This is a genomic window from Pikeienuella sp. (genome assembly GCF_046290545.1).
Lineage (GTDB): Bacteria > Pseudomonadota > Alphaproteobacteria > Rhodobacterales > Rhodobacteraceae > Pikeienuella.
Genome location: NZ_JBKAGV010000012.1, coordinates 1 through 19,287, shown reverse-complemented (window position 1 = coordinate 19,287; position 19,287 = coordinate 1). Strand labels below are relative to the sequence as shown.

Annotated in this window: 17 protein-coding genes and 1 pseudogene; 7 read left to right on the top strand and 11 right to left on the bottom strand. The window is 70.3% G+C overall.

Features of this window, described 5'->3' with window-relative positions; all coding sequences use genetic code 11:
- Window positions 1-41: 41 nt before the first annotated feature.
- Entirely contained in the window at window positions 42-1,613 is a 1,572-nt protein-coding gene (locus ACE37J_RS10330; protein WP_409711006.1) for an ABC transporter substrate-binding protein, read from the bottom strand.
- 112 nt (window positions 1,614-1,725) lie between these two features.
- Here ACE37J_RS10330 and ACE37J_RS10325 point away from each other — a divergent pair, with 112 nt between their 5' ends.
- The gene (locus ACE37J_RS10325) at window positions 1,726-2,511 is read left to right on the top strand and encodes an enoyl-CoA hydratase/isomerase family protein (RefSeq protein ID WP_409711004.1); all 786 of its coding nucleotides are present in this window, start codon (window positions 1,726-1,728) and stop codon (window positions 2,509-2,511) included.
- A gap of 186 nt (window positions 2,512-2,697) precedes the next feature.
- Here ACE37J_RS10325 and ACE37J_RS10320 read toward each other — a convergent pair whose 3' ends face one another.
- The 9 genes from ACE37J_RS10320 to ACE37J_RS10280 all read right to left on the bottom strand — a co-directional run bounded on the left by ACE37J_RS10320 (window position 2,698) and on the right by ACE37J_RS10280 (window position 11,949).
- Window positions 2,698-3,774: a phospholipase D-like domain-containing protein gene (locus ACE37J_RS10320; protein ID WP_409711002.1), complete on the bottom strand. Its 1,077-nt coding sequence runs from the start codon at window positions 3,772-3,774 to the stop codon at window positions 2,698-2,700.
- Between the two features lie 57 nt (window positions 3,775-3,831).
- Window positions 3,832-4,788, bottom strand: a complete 957-nt coding sequence (gene speB / locus ACE37J_RS10315) for an agmatinase (protein ID WP_409711000.1) — start codon at window positions 4,786-4,788, stop codon at window positions 3,832-3,834.
- Between the two features lie 80 nt (window positions 4,789-4,868).
- Window positions 4,869-5,006 (bottom strand): hypothetical protein, encoded by a 138-nt coding sequence (locus ACE37J_RS10310; protein WP_409710998.1) that lies wholly within the window; start codon window positions 5,004-5,006, stop codon window positions 4,869-4,871.
- 94 nt (window positions 5,007-5,100) lie between these two features.
- The gene (locus ACE37J_RS10305; protein WP_409710996.1) at window positions 5,101-5,958 is read right to left on the bottom strand and encodes a crotonase/enoyl-CoA hydratase family protein; all 858 of its coding nucleotides are present in this window, start codon (window positions 5,956-5,958) and stop codon (window positions 5,101-5,103) included.
- Between the two features lie 15 nt (window positions 5,959-5,973).
- Window positions 5,974-7,710 (bottom strand): adenylate/guanylate cyclase domain-containing protein, encoded by a 1,737-nt coding sequence (locus tag ACE37J_RS10300; protein WP_409710994.1) that lies wholly within the window; start codon window positions 7,708-7,710, stop codon window positions 5,974-5,976.
- 112 nt (window positions 7,711-7,822) lie between these two features.
- Complete coding sequence (locus ACE37J_RS10295; protein ID WP_409710992.1) at window positions 7,823-8,458, bottom strand: ATP-binding cassette domain-containing protein; 636 nt, start codon at window positions 8,456-8,458, stop codon at window positions 7,823-7,825.
- The gene (locus ACE37J_RS10290) at window positions 8,451-10,166 is read right to left on the bottom strand and encodes an ABC transporter permease (protein ID WP_409710990.1); all 1,716 of its coding nucleotides are present in this window, start codon (window positions 10,164-10,166) and stop codon (window positions 8,451-8,453) included. Before ACE37J_RS10290 ends, ACE37J_RS10295 begins: the two co-directional genes overlap by 8 nt.
- Window positions 10,167-10,173: 7 nt before the next feature.
- Window positions 10,174-11,385, bottom strand: coding sequence for an ABC transporter substrate-binding protein (locus ACE37J_RS10285; protein WP_409710988.1), 1,212 nt, complete (start codon window positions 11,383-11,385; stop codon window positions 10,174-10,176).
- Window positions 11,386-11,517: 132 nt separating this feature from the next.
- Window positions 11,518-11,949, bottom strand: coding sequence for a hypothetical protein (locus ACE37J_RS10280; RefSeq protein ID WP_409710986.1), 432 nt, complete (start codon window positions 11,947-11,949; stop codon window positions 11,518-11,520).
- A 220-nt stretch (window positions 11,950-12,169) separates the two neighbouring features.
- On the opposite strand from ACE37J_RS10280, the gene ACE37J_RS10275 reads away from it, so the two are divergent.
- The 6 genes from ACE37J_RS10275 to ACE37J_RS10250 all read left to right on the top strand — a co-directional run bounded on the left by ACE37J_RS10275 (window position 12,170) and on the right by ACE37J_RS10250 (window position 19,060).
- Window positions 12,170-12,634, top strand: a complete 465-nt coding sequence (locus ACE37J_RS10275; protein WP_409710984.1) for an RrF2 family transcriptional regulator — start codon at window positions 12,170-12,172, stop codon at window positions 12,632-12,634.
- A gap of 11 nt (window positions 12,635-12,645) precedes the next feature.
- Entirely contained in the window at window positions 12,646-13,293 is a 648-nt protein-coding gene (locus ACE37J_RS10270) for a Crp/Fnr family transcriptional regulator (protein WP_409710982.1), read from the top strand.
- A 126-nt stretch (window positions 13,294-13,419) separates the two neighbouring features.
- Entirely contained in the window at window positions 13,420-14,304 is an 885-nt protein-coding gene (locus ACE37J_RS10265; RefSeq protein ID WP_409710980.1) for an MBL fold metallo-hydrolase, read from the top strand.
- A 24-nt stretch (window positions 14,305-14,328) separates the two neighbouring features.
- Window positions 14,329-16,005 (top strand): TIGR01244 family sulfur transferase, encoded by a 1,677-nt coding sequence (locus ACE37J_RS10260; RefSeq protein ID WP_409710978.1) that lies wholly within the window; start codon window positions 14,329-14,331, stop codon window positions 16,003-16,005.
- Between the two features lie 29 nt (window positions 16,006-16,034).
- Window positions 16,035-17,768, top strand: a complete 1,734-nt coding sequence (locus ACE37J_RS10255) for a SulP family inorganic anion transporter (protein ID WP_409710976.1) — start codon at window positions 16,035-16,037, stop codon at window positions 17,766-17,768.
- 98 nt (window positions 17,769-17,866) lie between these two features.
- Entirely contained in the window at window positions 17,867-19,060 is a 1,194-nt protein-coding gene (locus tag ACE37J_RS10250; RefSeq protein WP_409710974.1) for a PLP-dependent aminotransferase family protein, read from the top strand.
- A 34-nt stretch (window positions 19,061-19,094) separates the two neighbouring features.
- On the opposite strand, the pseudogene ACE37J_RS10245 reads toward ACE37J_RS10250, so the two are convergent.
- Window positions 19,095-19,287: pseudogene (locus ACE37J_RS10245) on the bottom strand (carbon monoxide dehydrogenase); the annotation flags it as partial.

Sequence of the window (19,287 nt, the reverse complement as noted above, 5' to 3'; positions counted from 1 at the left end):
GTGCAGGGTCGCGGGGCGCCGGGAGGCGCCCCGCAGTTCCGTTACTTCTTCACCACGAAGCGCGGGCGGAAGCTGTCATCCGCCCCGATCGGGATCTCGAACCCGTCGGAGATGCCCCAGGCGATGACCTGATGGTGGACGGGGGCGTAGGGCGCATCCGCCTTCACGATGTCCCAGGCCTCGGCCACCAGCGCGTCCCGCTTCTCCTCGTCCATTTCGGTGGCGATGAGGTCGGTGATCTCGTTGACCCGCGGGTTGGAATAGCCGGTGGCGTTCCAGGAGCCCTCGCCGTCGATCAGGTAGGCGAAGACGTAATGGCTGTCGAGCGTCGGCACGCCCCAGCCGAGGAGGTAGAAGTCCGTCTGCCGGTTCTGGATCTTCGGGAAGTGCTGGGACTTGGAGACGGCCTCGAGATTCGCCTTGATGCCGATCCGCGCGAGCATGCCGACCGCCGCCTGGCAGATCTTCTCGTCATTGTTGTAGCGGTCGTTCGGGCAGTCCAGCGTCACGGAGAAGCCGTCCGGATAGCCCGCCTCGGCCAGCAGCGCCTTCGCGGCCTCGGCATTGAACTCGTAGGGCGCGTCGTTATCCGGCGTGTTGCCGCGCACGCCCGGCGGGGTGATCATGCCGGTTGGGAAGGAGAGGCCCTCCATCACGACGCGCTTGATCGCCTCCTTGTCGAGCGCATGGTTGACCGCGAGGCGCACCTTCGGGTCCGCGAACGGGTTCTTGCCCTTCACGTCGGAGGAGCGGAGCTCGGCGCTCCCCACATCCATGCCGAAGAAGATCGAGCGCATCTGCGCGACGGTCGATACGCCGAGCCCGTCGGTCGATTCGATGCGCGGCAGGTCCTGCAGCGGCGGGTCGAGCACGAAATCGACCTCGCCGGAGAGGAGCGCGGCGACGCGGGTCGCGGCGTTCTTGATCGGGCGATATTCGATCTTGTCGATGTTGCCGGGGAACTCGCTCCAGCCCCACCACTCGCCGTTCCGCTCCATGACGGTCAGCTCGTCCGGCGCGCGGGAGGCGAGGCGATAGGGGCCGGTGCCGTTGGCGTTCCGCACGGCGAAGGTTTCCTCCTTCGCGGCGTAGTCCTGCGGCATCTCCACGTTGTTGGCCGCGGCCCAGCCCGAATCCATGATGAAGAGCGAGGTGATCTCGTTCGGCAGGATCGGGTTCGGCCCGTCGGTGACGAAACGGACCGTGTGGTCGTCGATGATCTCTATGTCCTTGATGGACTTGATCTGCTCCTTGTAGTCCGAAGCGCCGGACTGCGCGCGCCGGAAGGAGAAGGCGACGTCTTCCGCCGTGAAGTCGGCGCCGTCATGGAACTTCACGCCCTGGCGGAGCGTGAAGGTCCAGCCTTCGAGGTCGCCCTCCCAGGAGGTCGCGAGCTCGGGCTGCAGCGCGAGGTTGTAGTCCCGCGTCACGAGGCTCTCGTAGATCTGGCCGTTCATCGAGATGGTCGGCCCCTCGTTCTGCGCGTGGGGGTCCATCGTCAGCGCGTCGCCCTGGCTGGTCCAGCGCAGGACGTTCTCCGCCGAGGCGGGCGCGGCGGCGAGGGCCGCGGCGAGCGCGAGGGCTGAGGCTCCTTTCAGGCTCCGGTGTTTCATCTTTCTCTCCTTGTCGGTTCGGCCCGCCTCGCGCGCGGGGCGCGGGCATGCTCTGATCCCGATACTATGGGAAGCGCGGGGCGCGTCCAGCCCTGACGCCAAGGGAGGCGGCATGAAAGATGTGAGCGTGGAGATGCGGGAGGAGGGCCGCGTCGCCCTCGTCCGGTTCGACCGGGGGACGAAGGCGAACGCCCTCTCCCTCTCCGCCATGCGCGCGCTGACCGAGACGGCGCTGAGGCTGGCGGAGGCGCCCGCGCTCTCCGCCGTCGTGCTGGCCGGGGCGGAGAACTTCTCGCTCGGCTTCGACCTGAAGGACGGGGAGACGGCGAGCCTCGCCGCCCTGCCGCTCGCCGAGCGGCGGCTCCTCCTCCAGACGGGGCGGAAGATGTGCCGCGCCTGGGCGGAGCTCGAATGCCTCACCATCGCCGCGGTGCGGGGCTGGTGCGTCGGCGGCGGGGTCGCGCTCGCCGGGGCGCTGGACCTGCGCGTCGCGGAGCCGGGCGCCGTCTTCTACGCGCCGGAGATCGAGCGGGGGATGAACATGTCCTGGGGCTCCGTCCCGCGCCTCGTCGCCCTTGTCGGCCCGGCGCGGGCGAAGCGGCTCCTGATCCTGGCCGAGCGGTGGGGCGCGGCGGAGGCGGAGCGGTTCGGGCTCGTGGACGAGGTGGCGGAGGATGCGGAGGATGCGGCGCTCGCCCTCGCCGCGCGCGCCGCCGCGATGCCGCCCGTCCCGCTCCGGATGATCAAGCAGGCGGTGGAGGCCGCCGCGCTGCCGCTCGCCCATGCCGCAAGCTGGGCGGACTACGACCAGTTCGCCCTTGCGCAGACGGGGGAGGACCATCGGGAGGGCGTCGCCGCCTTCGCGGAAGGGCGCGCGCCGCGGTTCACCGGGGGGTGAGGCGCCCTGCTGGCTCCCCCTTCCCCCCTCGCGAGAACAGGAGAGGGGAAGGGGAGGGTGGGCGTGCGCGCTTCGCAGCAACATTCCCGCGCCTTGCGTCGCGCGGGGGTGGAGGCGCGCGCCTGCATGTTGTCGCTCATTTAACCGTTTCCGGCGAATTCGCCATATTAAATCGCGGTTAACGCCTCATCGGAACGGCGCGCCGTGCGCCGCGCGAATCCTCTCGATCTCCGCCCGCGCGCCACGGATGAGCGGCAGCGCGGCGCCGCATTCCCCGTCCGAGGTGATGACGACGATGTTCTCGTCGTTCACGAGGTTCGCCGGGCCCGTATAGTTGAAGGAGCCGATCACCAGCGTCGCCTCGTCCACCACCATCATCTTGTGGTGCATCTTGTTCACGAGGCCGTAGACTTTCGGCACCCGCATCAGGTCCGCCCCCGCCTCCAGCAGGCCCTTCGACGCGGCCCAGACCTGGTTCGCCTGCATCCCGTCCATCACGCCCGAAATCTTCACACCCGCGCGCATCGCCATCTTCAGCGCGTCGTCGATCGCGCTCGACTGGGCGAAGGTGAAGATGGCGAAGTCGATCCGCTCCCGCGCCTTGTTGATGCGCTTGGCGATTTCCATCTCGGGGCTGTGCTCCGGCGCGAAGCAGACCTTGAAGCGCACGCCGTCCACCACGAATTCGGGCGGATGATCCCTGGCCGCCGAATGGCGCCCGAAGGTTCCCTTCGCGATCTCGGCGAATTCCTGGGAATAGATCTTCGCCATCGCCGGCGAATTCACGGTGATCACATGGTTGAGATTGCCGCCCGCGGGCGAGCGGCCCACTCCCGTCGGCGTGAAGTTGGTGGAGCCGGTGAGGACGGCGGAGCCGTCCCGCACGATGAATTTCTGGTGGAAGATGTCCGGGTTGAAATCCGCCCGGACCCAGACGGTCGCGCGCATCGCGGCGGCGGCGAGGAAGCGGTTCTCTTCCTCCGGCCCCTTCGACTCGAAGGCCTCGGCGACGCTCGCCGGCCGCCGCCCGGCATGGAGATAATCCGCCTCCAGCACGAGCCTCACGCGCACGCCGCGCTCGATCTCCGCCCGGAGGATGGCCTCGGCGATGGGGCGGCTCTCCAGCTCCTGCACCGCGATGTCGAGCCGCTTCTCCGCGCCGTCGATGAAGTCGACGATGGCGGCCTCGAGGTCGTCGAGGCCGGGCGCGGCGCTGTCCGGGCCGAGATGGAAGCGGATATGGTCTCCGACGGCGATGGGCATGGGGCGCTCCGGGCGGGTTGCGGCCTTCAGCCTATCACGTCGCCGCGGCCGTTGCGCCTATCGCTCCGCCCGCGCGTGAAAGACGAAGCCGAGGAAATTCAGCAGCACCTGCGCGGCGAGGATCGCGGTGACCCCTGAACGGTCATAATCCGGGGCGACCTCCACAAGGTCGATCCCGACGATCTCATGATTGCGCGCGACGCCCTGCAAGAGCTCCAGCACCTCGTAATAGAGGAACCCGCCATGGCTCGGCGTGCCGGTTCCGGGGGCGATGGAGGGGCAGAAGCCGTCGATGTCGATGGTCACATAGAGTCGCGCGCCCTCGGGAAGCCGGTCGAGGAGGCCAGGAACGCCGAGCCGGCGGGCCTGCCGCACCGAGATGATGTCCGCCCCCATCGCCCGCGCCGCCTCATAGCCCTCCCGCGCGGTGGAGGAGACGTTGCGGATGCCGACCGAGGTGATCCCGCTCACATGATCCCGCTCCGCCGCGCGGCGCATCGGGTTGCCGTGGCCGTGGCGCACGCCGTGCCGCTCGTCCACGAAGTCGAGATGCGCGTCGATCTGGAGGATGTGGATCGGCCCCTCCTCGTCAAAGGCCCGGATGCAGGGGATGTTGACCGAGTGATCCCCGCCGATCACCACAGGCAGCGCCCCGGCGGCGAGGGCGGCGCGCACGCCGGCCTCGATGTTCGCGTGGCTCTGCTCCGTGTCGGTATGGACGATGTCCGCGTCCCCCATGTCCACGATGGAGACTTCGGGGCCGAGATAGACCGCGTCGTCCTCATGGTCATAGGCGCCGGCATGGCCGAAGGAGAAGAGCGTCGAGGCCTCCCGGACCGCGCGGGGCCCGAACCGGGCGCCGGCGCGATATTGCGTCCCCATGTCGAACGGCGCGCCGAGGATCGCGACATCGGCGTCGAGCGCGGACCAGTCGGGCTCGTAAGGCTTCTTCGCGAAGGTCGCGATGCCGACGAAGGGGAGATTCAGGCGGCCGGATTCGTAGGTATGGGTCATGCCGCTCGTCCCCATCGCGATGCGTTCCGTGACAGACGCAGCACGGCGCGGAGCGATCCGTCAAGCGTCGTTCTTCGGCCCTAGCGGCAGGGGCAGCCGTAGGCGTTGGCGCGCTCGGCGCCCGGATGCCGGTCTTCGAACGTAGCCCCCGCCGTGCAGGCGGAAAGGAGGGCGAGGGCGGAGACGGCGACAAGCAGGGGGGAAACGCGGCGGAACATGGCGGACTCCTGAGCTGCATCTCGGGAAATAGGGGCGCGCCGCCCCCGCCGCCTTCACGATCCGGTGAAACCTGTGCGGGAGAGGCGTCTCCGCCTACGCCTCCGGGTTGATCGGGCGGTTCGCCGTCCAGTCCCATGTCCCGCGGTCGCGCTCATCCACCGCCCGCTTCCAGCCGACGGCCTCCGCCCGCGCCTTGAAGTTCAGGCCTTCCGGCGAGTGCCGCGTGATGCCGTCGAGGATCGTCGCGAGGCGCTGCGTCTCGTTGAGGCCGAGCGCCTCCACCGCCTGGTTGACGACCATCTTCTGCATGACGAGCTGGTTGACCGGCACGGTCGCCATCCGCGCCGCGAGCGCTTCCACCCGCGCGTCCAGATCGGCCTCGGGGACGGCTTCGAGCACGAGGCCCATCGCCGCCGCCTCCCGCCCGGTGATCTTGTCCCCGGTGAAGAGCATCCGCTTCGCCTTTTCCGGGCCGAGCCGGTAGACCCACATCGCCGTCGTCGGGCAGCCCCAGACTCGCGTCGGCATGTAGCCGATCCGCGCCTCCTCCCCCATCACGATCATGTCCGCGCAAAGCGCGATGTCCGAGCCGCCGGCGACGGCGTAGCCGTGGACCTTGGCGATCACCGGCTTCAGGCAGCGGAAGATCGACATGAATTTCTGCGTGTTGGCCCACATGAAGGCGTAGTCCTTCATCGGGTCCCAGGGCATGTCCTGAGTCGCCTGCCCGTTGCCGTTGCCCTCGGCGTAATACTTGAGGTCGTAGCCCGCGCAGAAGGCCGGGCCGTTCCCCGAGAGAACGATCACATGCACGCCCGGGTCGGCCTCGGCGGCCTTGATCGCCGCCTCCAGCAGCCCCGGCAGTTCGTCGTCGATGGCATTCATCGCCTCCGGGCGGTTGAGAGTGACGCGGCCGATCCGGCCGTCGCGTTCGAAGATGACCTTGGGCATGGGCTCCTCCTTGGATCACTCGGGAAAGCCGGCCTCGCGCAGGGCCGAAACAACCGCGCTCCAGAGCCGAGGATCCGATTTGAGGTTGTCGCGGGCGATGGTCAGATATTCGCTTATGCGAAACTCCGGGTAGATCTCTTCGTGCCTTTGGCGCGCCATCTCGGCCTCCTCTCTCATGCCGAGCTTCTGGCAGGCCAGAAGACGGTAGCGCAGCATCAGCGAGGCGCGGGGGTTCATCGAGAGTCCGCGGGAGGAATAGTCCAGCACTTTCCCGTAATCGGCCAGGATCACATGCGCGAGGCAGAGCGCGATATATGCCCGGAACGCGAGCGGGTCCCGCGGGCTGAGGCGAAGCCCTGTTTCCGCCTTACGAATCGCCGCTTCGGCGTCGCCGACGTAAACTGACAGGAAACTGGAGGATATCCACGCCCAGGCGAAGCTGGGGCAACGCGCCGTCGTCTCCTCCAGCAGGCGAAGCGCTTGATCGTGCGCGGCTTCGAGAAAACCTATCGCGTAGCCGGCGTAGGCCGCCACCTCCGGGTCTGACCCGTCGAGGTCGAGCGCGCGGCGCGCGAGGCGACGGCCGGTCTCATGCGTCTCCTCTGCGGTCAGCTCGCCGAACATGTGGCCGATCGTCGTCAGCCACGCCCGGAGCGCCATGGCCTTTGCGTAGCCCGGCGCTGCCTCTTCGGCCTTGGCCAGCAACTCCCAGGCCTCTTCGATGCGGGAGCGGTTCAGCGCGTCCTGCGCACGAAGGTAAAGGTCGTAGGCGTCAAGATTCTCCGGCCGCTTGCGGAGCCCGCGCGCGATCTCCGCGCTCCTGATCTCCGGCGCGATCGCGGCGGCGACTTCGCCGGCGATCCGGTCCTGAAGGTCGAAGATGTCCTCCACCCCACCGTCGAACCGCTCCGCCCAGATGTGCTTGCCAGTCTCCGCATCGACGAGCTGCCCCGTCACCCGCAGCCGGGCGCCGCCGCGCCGGACGCTCCCCTCAAGCACGTAGCGGACGCCGAGCGCGCGGCCGACCTCCCGCACATCCACGTTCAGCCCCTTGTAGGTGAAAGAGGAATTGCGGGCGATGACGAAGAGCGAGGGCACATGCGCGAGCGCGGAGGTGATCTCCTCCGTCACCCCGTCCGCGAAATAATCATCCTCCGCGGCGGCGGACATGTTCGCGAAGGGAAGGACGGCGACGGAGGGTTTGTCGGGGAGCGCCGGCGCCGGGGCTGGCGCGAGGGCCGCCGCGGCGCCGAGCGTGAAGACGCGGACAGGCCTCGCGATGTTCTTCAGCTCCCGGAGGCCCGTATCCGTGAAGGCGAGGTCGAGCTTGCCCTCGACGTCCTCCCGCACCCTCGCCGAGACGGCGACGCCGCCGGGCGGCGCCAGCGCTTCGAGACGTGCGGCGATGTTGACCCCGTCGCCCAGCACGTCATCCCCCGCGATCACGATGTCGCCGGCATGGACGCCGATGCGGAACAGGAGGCGGCTCTCCTCGCCCTGCGCCGCGTTCCGCTCCGCCATCAGCTTCTGCGCGGTGTCGGCGCAGGAGACGGCGTCCACCACCGAGCCGAATTCGGCGAGGAACCCGTCCCCTGTCCCCTTCACGATACGTCCGGAATGGAGCCCGATCACCGGCTCCATCGCGCCGATATGGCCCTTGAGCGCGCGGATCGCCGCCTCCTCGTCCCGCCCTGCGAAGGCGGAGAAGGAGACCGCGTCCGCCGCGAGGATCGCGGCGAGGCGACGTTTCATGCGTTGAGCGCCTCCTCCGCCGTTCGCGTCGCGGCTTTGCCGTCGGTTCTAGTTACATGCGCGACGCGCCGGTGTCTCCCTCGCTGACGCCGCGCCGTCGACCGCCTACGGTTCAAAGCCGGACGATGCGCCCCCCCGCCGCCGCCGCATCCGCCTCGTCATGCGTCACTTGCAAGAGCGGCAGCCCTTCCCGCCGCGCCGTGTCGAAGACGAGCGCGCGGATCTGGTCGCGCAGCGCGGCGTCGAGGCGGGAGAAGGCCTCGTCGAGGAGGAGCGCCGCGGGCTCGGAGAGAAGCATCCGCATCAGCGCCGCCCGCGCCTTCTGCCCGCCGGAGAGCGTCGCCGGGTCCCGCTCCGCCATGCCTTCGAGCCCGGCCTCGACGAGCGCCCGCTCCACCCGCGCGCGCCGCGCCGCGCGGCCCTTCACATGCGGGCGGAGGCCGAAGGCGAGGTTCGCGCCGACCGAGAGATGGGGGAAGAGAAGCTCCTCCTGAAAGAGGATGCCGATCCGTCGCGCCTCGGGCGGCAGCGCCGTCACGTCCCGCCCGTCGAGCAGCACCCGCCCCGAAACGGAGAAGCCGGGCGGCGGCGCGCCGGCGATGGCGGCGAGCAGGGTGGACTTGCCGGAGCCTGAGGGCCCCATCACCGTCAGCGCCTCGCCGGAGCCGATCAGCGTGTCGAGCGAGACGAGGCGCCGCCCCTCCCGCGTGATCTCCAGCCGCTCCAGCCGCAACCCCCGCTCAGCCATCGCGGAGCCCCGCGCGGTTGCGCCAGGCGAGGCGGGGGATCAGCGCCGCGGCGAGGAAGGGGGCGAGCGCCGCGGCGGTCTGCGCCAGAGACCAGATCGCAATCGCCCGCCTGTCCCCCCCGGCGGCGAGGGCGACGGCCTCGGTCGTCGCCGTCCGCACCGCGCCGCCGCCGATCAGCAGCGTGGGGAGGTATTGCCCCACGGAAGCCGCGAAGCCGACCGCGGCGGCGGTCAGCGCCGGGCGCAACAGCATCGGCAGCCGCACCGCGAAAAGCACGCGCCCCGGCCCGGCGCCGAGCGTGCGCGCGACGAGCGCCTGCCGCGCGTCCCATTCCCGCCAGGGCCCGGCGAGCGAGAGGAATACATAGGGCAGGACGAAGAGCGCATGGGCCGCGATCACCGCGCCCCGCCCGCCGTCCAGCCCCGCGGCGAGCGCCAGCGTCTGCAACCCTGTGAGAAACGCGACCTGCGGCACGATCAGCGGCAGGTAGAGAAGCCAGAGCGCCCGGCCCGAGGGCGCAAGCCCGTGGCGGCTTTCCGTCTCCAGGCAGGCGATCGTCAGAAAGAGCGAAAGCGCGGTGGCGGCGGCGGCGATCAGCAGCGTCTCCGCCATCGGCGCGGCGAGCGCCGGGCCGTGGCGCATCCAGGAGCGGAGCGTCGGCCCCTCCGGCAGCGCGTCCGGGAAAGGCCAGAGCCCGGCGAATGACCAGATTGCGAGCCCCCCGAGCCCGGCGAAGACCGCCCCCGCCGAGAGCGCGGCGAGCGCGAGGCCGAGGAGCCGCAGCGCGCCCTCCGCCGCTCCCCCGCCGCGCCCCCCGCGCTCGACCCAGCGGCGGCCGAGCGCCGCGCCCGCCTTTTCCAGCCCGGCCCAGAGGAGGAGCGCGGCGGCGACGAGCCCGAGCTGCAGCATCGCCCCCGCCGCCGCGCGGAAGCGGAGCGCAAGGTCCGGGTCGTTCATCCAGCGCACGACCTGCACGGAGAGGGGCGGCGGCGCGCTCGGCCCGAGGATGATCGCCATGTCCACCACCGACATCGAATAGGCGAGAACGGCCAGCACCGGCAGCCGTATCTGCCTGTAGATGCGGGGAAAGACGGTCTTGAACCATCCAGTCAAAGGCGCGTAGCCGAGCGCGCGGGCCACCGTTTCGCTCTTCGCCGGCTGCGCCTGCGGCAGGGCGGCGAGCGTCATCAGGAAAAGGAACGGCACCTCCTTCGCCACGAGCCCGAGGATGAGGGAAAGGCCCCACGGGTCCTGCACGATGAGGAGGTCGGGCGGCCGCTCCCACCCCGTCGCCCAGGGGGAGAGGGCGCGGGAGATCCAGCCCGAGGGCGCGATGAGAAAGGCGAGGCCGAAGGCCGCCGCCGCATGGGGCACGGAGAGGAGCGGGGAGAGCGCCCGCTCCAGCGCCCGGAACGCCCGCGACCCGCGCCAGCCCGCGACGATCAGCATGACGGCGAGGAGCGAGAGCGCCGTCGCCGCGAGCCCGACAAGGACGCTGAGCGCGACCGCGCGCGAGAGGCCCGGCCAGGCGAAAAGCTCCCGGAAGGGCAGGGCGCTCAGCCGCTCTCCGCCCAGCGCGGGCATGTAGCCGAGCGAAGGGGCCGCGACGCCGAGGAGCCCGGCCGAGACCGGCAGGAGCAGCAGCGCGACCGTCAGCGCCGGAGCGAGCGACGGAACCCGCCGGGCTCGCCCCGCCGCCGCTGTCACCGCCGCCTCACCGGGACGAGCCGTAGCGCTTCGCCCAGTCCTCCTCCAGCCGGACCATCCAGCTCGGATGCGGCTCCGGCAGGATCGGCCCCAGCGCCTCGGGCGGGAGCGAGGCCTCCCCCCGCGCGAAGCCGTCGAAGCGGGCGCGGTCCTCCGCCGAAAGCCGGTCCATCGCCAGCACCGTCATCCCGCCCCAGATCTCCGGGTCCTGCTTCCGCGCCTGCGCCTCCGGCGACATCAGGAAATTCGCGAGAACCATCGCCGCCGCCGCATCCCCCGCATTGTAGGGGATGGCGAGGAAGTTGGCGTTGCCGATGGAGCCTTCCTCCAGCACGAAGCTCCGCACGCTTTCGGGCAGCTGGAAATTGGCGACGGCGTTCGCCGCCTCGTTCGGGTTGAAGCTGAAGGCGATCTCCGTCTCCCCGTCCGCCAGAAGCTGGATGAGCCGCGGCCCGCTCTGCGGCCAGGCCGCGCCGCCGCGCCAGAGATGGGGCGTCAGTTCGTCGAGCCAGGCCCAGAGCGGCGCGGTCGCCGCTTCGTAATCCGCCTCGTCCACCGGCGCCTGAAGCCTCGCCCGGTCCGGCGTCAGGGCGATCAGCGCCTGCTTGAGGAAGGTGGAGCCGAGGAAATCCGGCGGCTGCGGATAGGCGAAGCGGCCCGGATTGGCCTTCGCCCAGTCGAGCAGGGCGGGAATGGAGCGCGGCGGCTCCGGCAGGCGGGCGGAGTCGTGGAAGAAGACGATCTGCGCCATGTCCCATGGCGCCTCGTATCCCTCGGTCGGTATCGTGAAGTCGAAGGCGACCGCAGGGTTCGCGACCGGGTCCACAAGCGCCCAGTTCGGCAGGCTCTCCGCCCAGGGGCCGAAGAGGAGGCCCTGCTCCTTCATCTCCGCGAAGTTCTCGCCGTTGATCCAGATGAGGTCGACCGCGCCGCCCGCGTCCCGCCCCGCCGCCCGCTCCGCGATCACCCGGCTCACCGCGTCCGCCGTGTCCGCCAGCGGGACATGGACGACCGTGAAGCCATGAAGCCGCCCGGCCTCCGCCGCCGCCCAAGCGATGTAGTCGTTGATCGCGGCGGAGCCGCCCCAGGCGTGCCAGTGCACTTCCTGCCCCTTCGCCGCCCCGAGGACGGCGGGCCAGTCCGCCGGGTCCGGCGCCTCGGCCGCCGTGCCCGCGGCGAGCGCCGCCGCGGCCAGAACGCCGGTCGCAATCGCCCTCATCGCATCCTCCCTCATGGAATCGCCGGGCCTCGGGGCCCACGTTCCGCAAGGTCGGGCGCCGGAGCGGCGCAATTCAAGGCTTGATGCGGCCGCGGCGCCGGAAACGTGAGCCGCGGCGCCGCTGCGTTCCGGTCAGAAGGACCAGACGCGCGTCTCCGGGTCCATCATCGCGCCCGCCATGGCCGGCGGCTGCGCGACGCCGACGCCATCGATCAGCGCCTCCGGCCCTGCGCCCTTGCCCGGCAGGTAGATGGCGCAGACCTCCACAATCGCCCCTGCTTCCATGATCTTCCCCATCAGGCCCTGGGGGCTCATGTCCCGCGGCGGCTGCGGCGCGGTCGCGCTTGCCGGGGCGTCCCGGAGCGCGAGGTCGCCGCCCGGGCCACAGAGAAGGACATGCGCCTTCGCGCCCTGCTGCACGGCCTGCATGGTCAGCACCATCGCCATGAGTTGCGTCTGCGGCTCCGGCGTGGTGACGACGGATACAAGCTTGCGCTCCTCCGCAGCGGCGGAGGCGGCGGCCAGCGCGGCGGCGGCCGCGGCGGCGAGGATGATCGGCTTCATGGGTTCGCTCCCTTCCAGCGTCGCGGCGGCGCCGCGGCTTGCAGGAAGAGGGATGGGGTCTCCCATCCTAATAAGCAATATAATTAATATAACTTTATGCGCGGCGCTGCGACGCAGGCGCGTTGCGAACCAATCTACCATACAGAGCCATCGGCGCCGGAGGCTGGCGCGAAGAGGCGGAAACCTATATCCTGCATCGAGCAATGGGAGGCGAGGGCCGATGCGCCTGACGAGCTACACCAATTACGCGCTCCGCTCGCTCCAGCTTGCGGCGCTGAAGGCGCCGGCGCTGGTGCGGGTGGACGACGTGGTGAAGGTCCATGGCCTCGCCCGCCCGCATATCGTGAAGATCGTCCACGCCCTCGGCCGCGCCGGCCTGATCGAGACGCAGCGCGGCCGCGGCGGCGGCTTCCGCCTCGCCCGCCCGGCGGCGGAGATCACGGTGGGGGAGGTCGTGCGGCTGACGGAGGGGCCGCTCGACATCGTCGAATGTTTCAACCGGGCGACGAACACCTGCCCGCTGATCGGAATCTGCCGCCTCTCCCGCGCCCTGCAGGAGGCGACGCACGCCTTTCTCGACGTGCTGGACGGGGTGACGGTGGCCGACATCGCCGCCAACCGGGGCGAGCTTCTCGCCCGGATCGCGCCGCTCGAGGCGGCGGCTCCGACGAGGGCGCGGGCATGATTCCCCCGGGAATGATCGACCGTCTGGGCCCGCTCGCCGACCTGCCGGCGCCATTGCGGGACGAGGTCGCGCGCCGCAGCGTCTACATCCGCGTTCCCGCCGGCTCGGTCGTCTTTTCCTCGGGGCAGGAGGCGGCGAACCTCCTCTTCGTCCTTTCCGGCGGCGTGCGCGTGAGCCAGACCTCCGAGTCGGGGCGGGAGGTCGTGCTCTACCGCGTTTCCGCCGGCGAAAGCTGCGTGATGACGACGGCCTGCCTGCTCGCCGGGGCCCCCTATCTGGCGGAGGGCGTGGCGGAGACGGATGTGGAGGCGGTCGCGATCCCGCAATCGGTGTTCGACGACCTCGCCGGCCGTTCCGCCGCCTTCCGGGCAATGATCTTCGAAGCTTATGCCCGCCGCCTGACGGATCTCTTCCATGTGATCGACGACGTCGCCTTCGGGCGGGTGGACATCCGCCTCGCCCAGCGCCTCATCGCGCTGGCGGCGGGGGAGGACGAGTTGCGCGTCACCCATCAGCAGCTCGCCGCGGAACTCGGCACGGCGCGGGAGGTCGTCTCCCGCCAGTTGCAGGAATTCCAGCGCCGCGGCTGGATCGCTCAGTCCCGCGGGCGGATCGAGATCGCGGACCGGGCCGCAATCGCCCGCCTCGCCGGGGCCTGAACCCGGTGGCGCCCGCGACGCGGCGCCGCGGCTTCCGCGTTACGGTGACTTCGTCACAGAAGCCGGGGCGAAGGCCCCTTATCTCCAGTTCAAGCCTGTAGAAATGACGCTCCGGAGGAAATCGACATGACCAACTACCCCCTGAACATCGAGACTCGCCCCGAGGTCGAAGGCTTTTTCGACGAGGCGACGAACACGATCAGCTACATCGTGAAGGACCCGAACTCGAACGCCTGCGCCATCGTCGACAGCGTGATGGATTTCGACCAGGCCGCCGGACGCATCACCTTCGAGCATGCCGACATGCTGATCGCGCGGGTGCGGGAGCGCGGCCTGACGCTCGACTGGATCATCGAGACCCATGTCCACGCCGACCATCTCTCGGCCGCGCCCTACATCCAGGAGCGGCTTGGCGGGCGGGTCGGCATTGGCGCCAACATCCTCGTGGTGCAGGAAACCTTCGGGAAGATCTTCAACGAGGGCACCGAGTTCCAGCGGGACGGCAGCCAGTTCGACCGGCTCTTCAACGATGGCGACACCTACAAGCTCGGCTCGATGACCTGCTTCGCCATGCACACGCCCGGCCATACCCCGGCCTGCATGACCCATGTGATGGGCGACGCCGCCTTTGTCGGCGACACGCTCTTCATGCCGGATGGCGGCTCCGCCCGCGCCGACTTTCCGGGCGGCGACGCCGGGACGCTCTATGACAGCATCCAGCGCGTGCTCGCCCTGCCGGACTCGGTGCGGCTCTTCATGTGCCACGACTACGGCCCGAACGGGCGGGACATAAGCTGGGAGACGACGGTCGCTGACGAGAAGGCGCACAACATCCATGTCGGCGCCGGCAAGACGCGGGAGGCCTTCGTGGCGATGCGCGAGGCGCGGGACGCGACGCTCGGCATGCCGAAGCTCATCCTCCCCTCGCTCCAGGTCAACATGAGGGGCGGCGAGGTGCCGACGGATGCGGACGGCCGCCAGATGCTGAAACTGCCCGTCAACGCGCTCTGAGCGGCGCGAAGGGAGGAAACCTACATGGACATCCGCAGGATCGCCGACGAGATCTCCGTCAGCCCGCAGATCGCCGCCGCGGACGTCGCGGCGATCGGGGCGGCCGGCTTCCGCACCATCATCTGCAACCGGCCGGACGGGGAGGGCGCGGACCAGCCGAATTTCGAGGAGATCGAGGCCGCCGCCCGCGCCGCCGGGCTGGAGGCGCGGTACATTCCCATAGCCGGCGGCATCGTGCGGGACGAGGACGCGGCGGCCTTTTCCCGCGCGCTCCGCGAGGCGCCGGGGCCGATCCTCGCCTATTGCCGCACCGGCACGCGCTCCGCCACGCTCTGGTCGCTGGCGGAGGCCAGGCGCCGGCCCCTGCCGGAGATCCTCGGGGCGACGGCGGCGGCGGGCTATGACATGGCGGGCGTCGCCCGGCGCATCGCCAATGGCGGCAGGACGCCGACGGACACGGGCGACGCTTCCTTCGACGTCGTCATCGTCGGCGGCGGCGCCGCGGGCGTCTCCGTCGCCGCCAGCCTCCGGGCGCGGAAGCCGGGGCTCGAGATCGCCGTCATCGACCCGGCGGACATCCACTATTACCAGCCCGGCTGGACGATGGTCGGCGGCGGCGTCTTCGAGGCGGCGGAGACCGCGCGCACGATGGGCTCGCTGATCCCCCCCGGCGTCCACTGGATCAAGTCCGCCGTCGCCGCCTTCGAACCCGGCGCCGACGCGGTGATCCTCGACGGCTGCCGTGTGGTGAAATACGGGCGCCTCGTCGTCTGCCCCGGGCTCAAGCTCGACTGGGCGAAGGTGGAGGGGCTTGAGGAGACGCTGGGCCGCAATGGCGTCACCTCCAACTACCGCTACGACCTCGCGCCCTATACGTGGAAGCTGGTGCAGGGCCTGAAGCGCGGCCGCGCGCTCTTCACCCAGCCGCCCATGCCGATCAAATGCGCCGGCGCCCCGCAGAAGGCGCTCTACCTCTCCGCCGACCACTGGCGGCGGACGGGCGCGCTGAAGGACATCGACATTCATTTCTGCAATGCCGGCGGCGTGCTCTTCGGGGTGAAGGATTATGTGCCCGCGCTCCAGTCCTATATCGACCGCTACGGCGCGAAGCTGGACTTCTTCCACAATCTCGTCGCCATCGACGGGCCGGCCCGAAAGGCGACCTTCGAGGTGAAGCGGCCGGATTCCGCGCCTGAGCGCGTGGAGACGGAGTTCGACATGATCCATGTCTGCCCGCCGCAGACGGCGCCGGATTTCATCCGCGTCTCTCCGCTGGCGGACGCGGCGGGATGGGTGGACGTGGACCAGAGCACGCTCCGCCACAAGACCTACGCCAATATCTGGGCGCTCGGCGACGTGATGAACGCCCCGAACGCCAAGACGGCCGCCGCCGCGCGGAAACAGGCGCCCGTCGTGGCGGAGAACATCGCCGCCGACATCGCGGGGCGCGAGGCCGTCGCTCAATATGACGGCTACGGCTCCTGCCCGCTCACGGTGGAGCGCGGGCGCATCGTGCTGGCGGAATTCGGCTATGGCGGCGTGCTGAAGCCGAGTTTCCCCGGCTTCCTGATCGACGGGACAAAGCCGAGCCGCCTCGCCTGGCTGCTGAAGGAGAAGATGCTGCCGCCGATTTACTGGAAGGCGATGCTGCGCGGCCGCGAATGGATGGCGAAGCCGGAGAAGATCAGCGCCGCGCGCTGACCGGCCCCGAAGGAAGGGCCGGAGCCCGCATGAAACCCGTCTTTAGCCGCTATCTCCCCATCCTCGCCTGGGGCCGCGCCTATGATCGCGGCGCGCTGACGAACGACCTCGTCGCCGCGCTCATCGTCACGATCATGCTGATCCCGCAATCGCTGGCCTACGCCATGCTCGCGGGCCTGCCGCCGGAGGTGGGGATCTACGCCTCGATCGCGCCGATCCTGCTCTATGCGGTCTTCGGATCGAGCCGGGCGCTCGCCGTCGGCCCGGTCGCCGTCGTCTCGCTGATGACGGCGGCGGCCCTCGGTCAGGCCGTCGCGGAGACGGGGGCGGACTACGCCGCCGCGGCGCTCACCCTCGCCGCACTTTCGGGCGGGATGCTGCTCGCCTTCGGGCTCCTGCGCCTCGGCTTCATCGCCAATTTCCTCTCCCATCCGGTCATCGCCGGCTTCATCACGGCCTCCGGCGTCCTGATCGCGGCGAGCCAGCTCAAGCACATTCTCGGCGTGAAGGCGGGGGGCGGGACGCTCCCCGAAATGCTCGCGGGGCTCTTTTCCGCGTTGCCGGAGACGAACCCGATCACCCTCGCCATCGGCGCGTCGGCGACGGCCTTTCTCTTCTGGGTGCGGAAGGGGTTGAAGCCGCTCCTCGTCCGGCTCGGGCTCCGCCCGCGGCTCGCCGATCTCGTGGCCAAGGCCGGCCCTGTGGCCGCCGTGGCGGCGACGACGCTGCTCGTCGCCCGTCTCGGGCTCGAAGCCGAGGGCGTCGCCGTGGTCGGCTCCGTGCCGCAAGGCCTGCCGCCGCTCACCATGCCGGATTTCTCGCTCGTCCTCGTCACGGCGCTGCTCGCCCCGGCGGCGCTCATCTCACTGATCGGCTTTGTCGAATCCGTCTCCGTGGCGCAGACGCTGGCGGCGAAGAAGCGGCAGAGGATCGACCCGGACCAGGAACTGATCGGCCTCGGCGCCGCCAATCTCGGCGCCGCCTTCACCGGCGGCTATCCGGTGACGGGGGGCTTCGCGCGCTCCGTCGTGAACTACGACGCGGGGGCGGAGACGCCGGCCGCCGGCGCCTTCACCGCCATCGGCCTCGCGGTCGCCGCCGTCGCGCTCACGCCGCTCATCTTCCACCTGCCGACGGCGACGCTGGCGGCGACGATCATCGTTGCAGTGCTCAGCCTTGTGGATTTCTCCATCCTCCGCCGCTCCTGGGCCTATTCGAAGGCCGATTTCGCAGCGGTGAGCGCGACGATCCTCCTCACGCTCGGCTTCGGGGTGGAGGCCGGCGTCTCCGCCGGCGTCGCCTTCTCCGTCGCGCTCCACCTCCTCAAGACCTCGCGCCCCCATGTGGCGGAGGTCGGGCTCGTCCCCGGCACGCAGCATTTCCGCAACATCCTCCGCCACAACGTGGAGACGGACCCGGCGATCCTGACGCTCCGGGTGGACGAGAGCCTCTTCTTCGCCAACGCCCGCTTCCTCGAAGACATGGTGCAGGACCGGGTGGCGGAGGGCTGCGCCGTGCGCCATGTCGTGCTCATGTGCTCGGCTGTGAACGAGATCGACTTCTCCGCCCTCGAAAGCCTCGAGGCGATCAACCAGCGGCTCGGGGAGATCGGCGTCGGCCTCCATCTCTCCGAGGTGAAGGGGCCGGTGATGGATCGGCTGAAGCGCAGTCATTTCCTCGACGCGCTGAACGGCCGCGTCTTCCTCTCGCAACATGACGCCTGGGTCGCGCTCCGCGGCGGGGCGCCAGCGCGCGCGGCCTGATTTCCGGCGCGGCGTTGACCGGTGCCGCCGGATGGGGGATTGCTCTTCGGCGTCGCCCGCCCGCCGGCGACCCGCGAGATCGAGGAGCAGCGAGGCCGATGAACGCGCAACCGCCCCGCCCCGCCTTCGCCGGCTGGCTGTCGGAGACGAACGACATCACCGCCCGCTTTCTCGCCGCGGGGGGCGTGCCCTGCCTTATCAACCTCGCCGGCGGCCTGCCTGCGCCGGAGACCTATCCGGGCGAGGCCGTCGCCGCGCTCGCGGCCGAGGCGGCGCGGGAGAGCGCTGAGACGCTGGCCTATGGCCCGATCCACGGCCTGCCTGCGCTTCGCGACGCCGTCGCCGCCCGCTTCTCGACGCCGGAAATGGCGCTGGGGCGGGAGAACGTGCTCATCACGACGGCAGGCATGCAGGGACTCAGCCTCGTCGGGCAGGTTCTCATCGAGCCGGGGCAGGTCGTCGCCTGCCAGTCCCCCGCCTATCTCGGCGCGCTCGACGCCTGGCGCCCGCGCAGGCCGGCCTGGCGGCCGATCTTCCCCGAGCGGAACGGGTTCGACGCAGAGGCGTCGCTGTCCGGCGCGCAGTTCGGCTATGTCGTGCCGAATTTTTCCAACCCAACGGGGCGCCTCGTCGGCCTCGAACGGCGCCGTGAGCTTGCGGCGGCGGCGGAGGCGACGGGGACATGGCTGGTGGAGGACGATCCCTACGGCGCGCTCTACTACGATTCCGAGCCGCTGCCGCGCATCCTCTCCCTTTCCGGCGCGCTCCGCCCCGGCCCATATCGCGGCCCGGTCGTCTATCTCGGCACCTTCTCGAAGGAGATCGCGCCCGGCCTCCGCATCGGCTGGGCCATCGCCGCGCCGGAGATGATCGCGGCGCTCGCCGCGGCGAAGCAGGGGGCGGACATGTGCACGAGCCCGCTGACGCAGAAGATCGCGCTCCGCGCGCTGGAGACGCGCCTGCCGGAGGCGATCCGCCCCGGCCTCCTCGCGCTCTACGCAAAGCGGCGGGACGCGCTGGCCGCCGCGATGGCGACGCATCTCCCGGACGTCTTCGACTGGGAGGTTCCCGTCGGCGGCATGTTCCTCTGGGCGACGGCCAAGGACCCGGCCTTCGATACGGACCGGCTCTTCGAGGCGGGGCTGGAGGCGGGTGTCTGCGTCACGCCGGGCCGCGTCTTCGACCCGCTGGGGGAGGATCGCCGCTCGATCCGGCTCAACTTCACGCTGAACGACGAGGCGAAGCTGGAGGAAGGCGTGCGCCGCCTAGCGAAGGCGGCGCGAGGGATGTGAACGGCGCCGCGCCGGAGCGCGGCGCCGTTCGGTCTCAGCAGGCGTTTACGGCGCGTTTCGTCATCACGGCGACGAGATGGGCCCTGTATTCGGGCGATCCGTGGATGTCTCCGATCATGCCGTCGGCGGCGGGGGCGGGGGGGACGGCGTCGGGGGAGAAGTTGGCCGAGAGGGCCTCTTCGGCGGCCGTCCAGCGGAAGACGCCGCCTTCGGAGGCTCCGGTGACG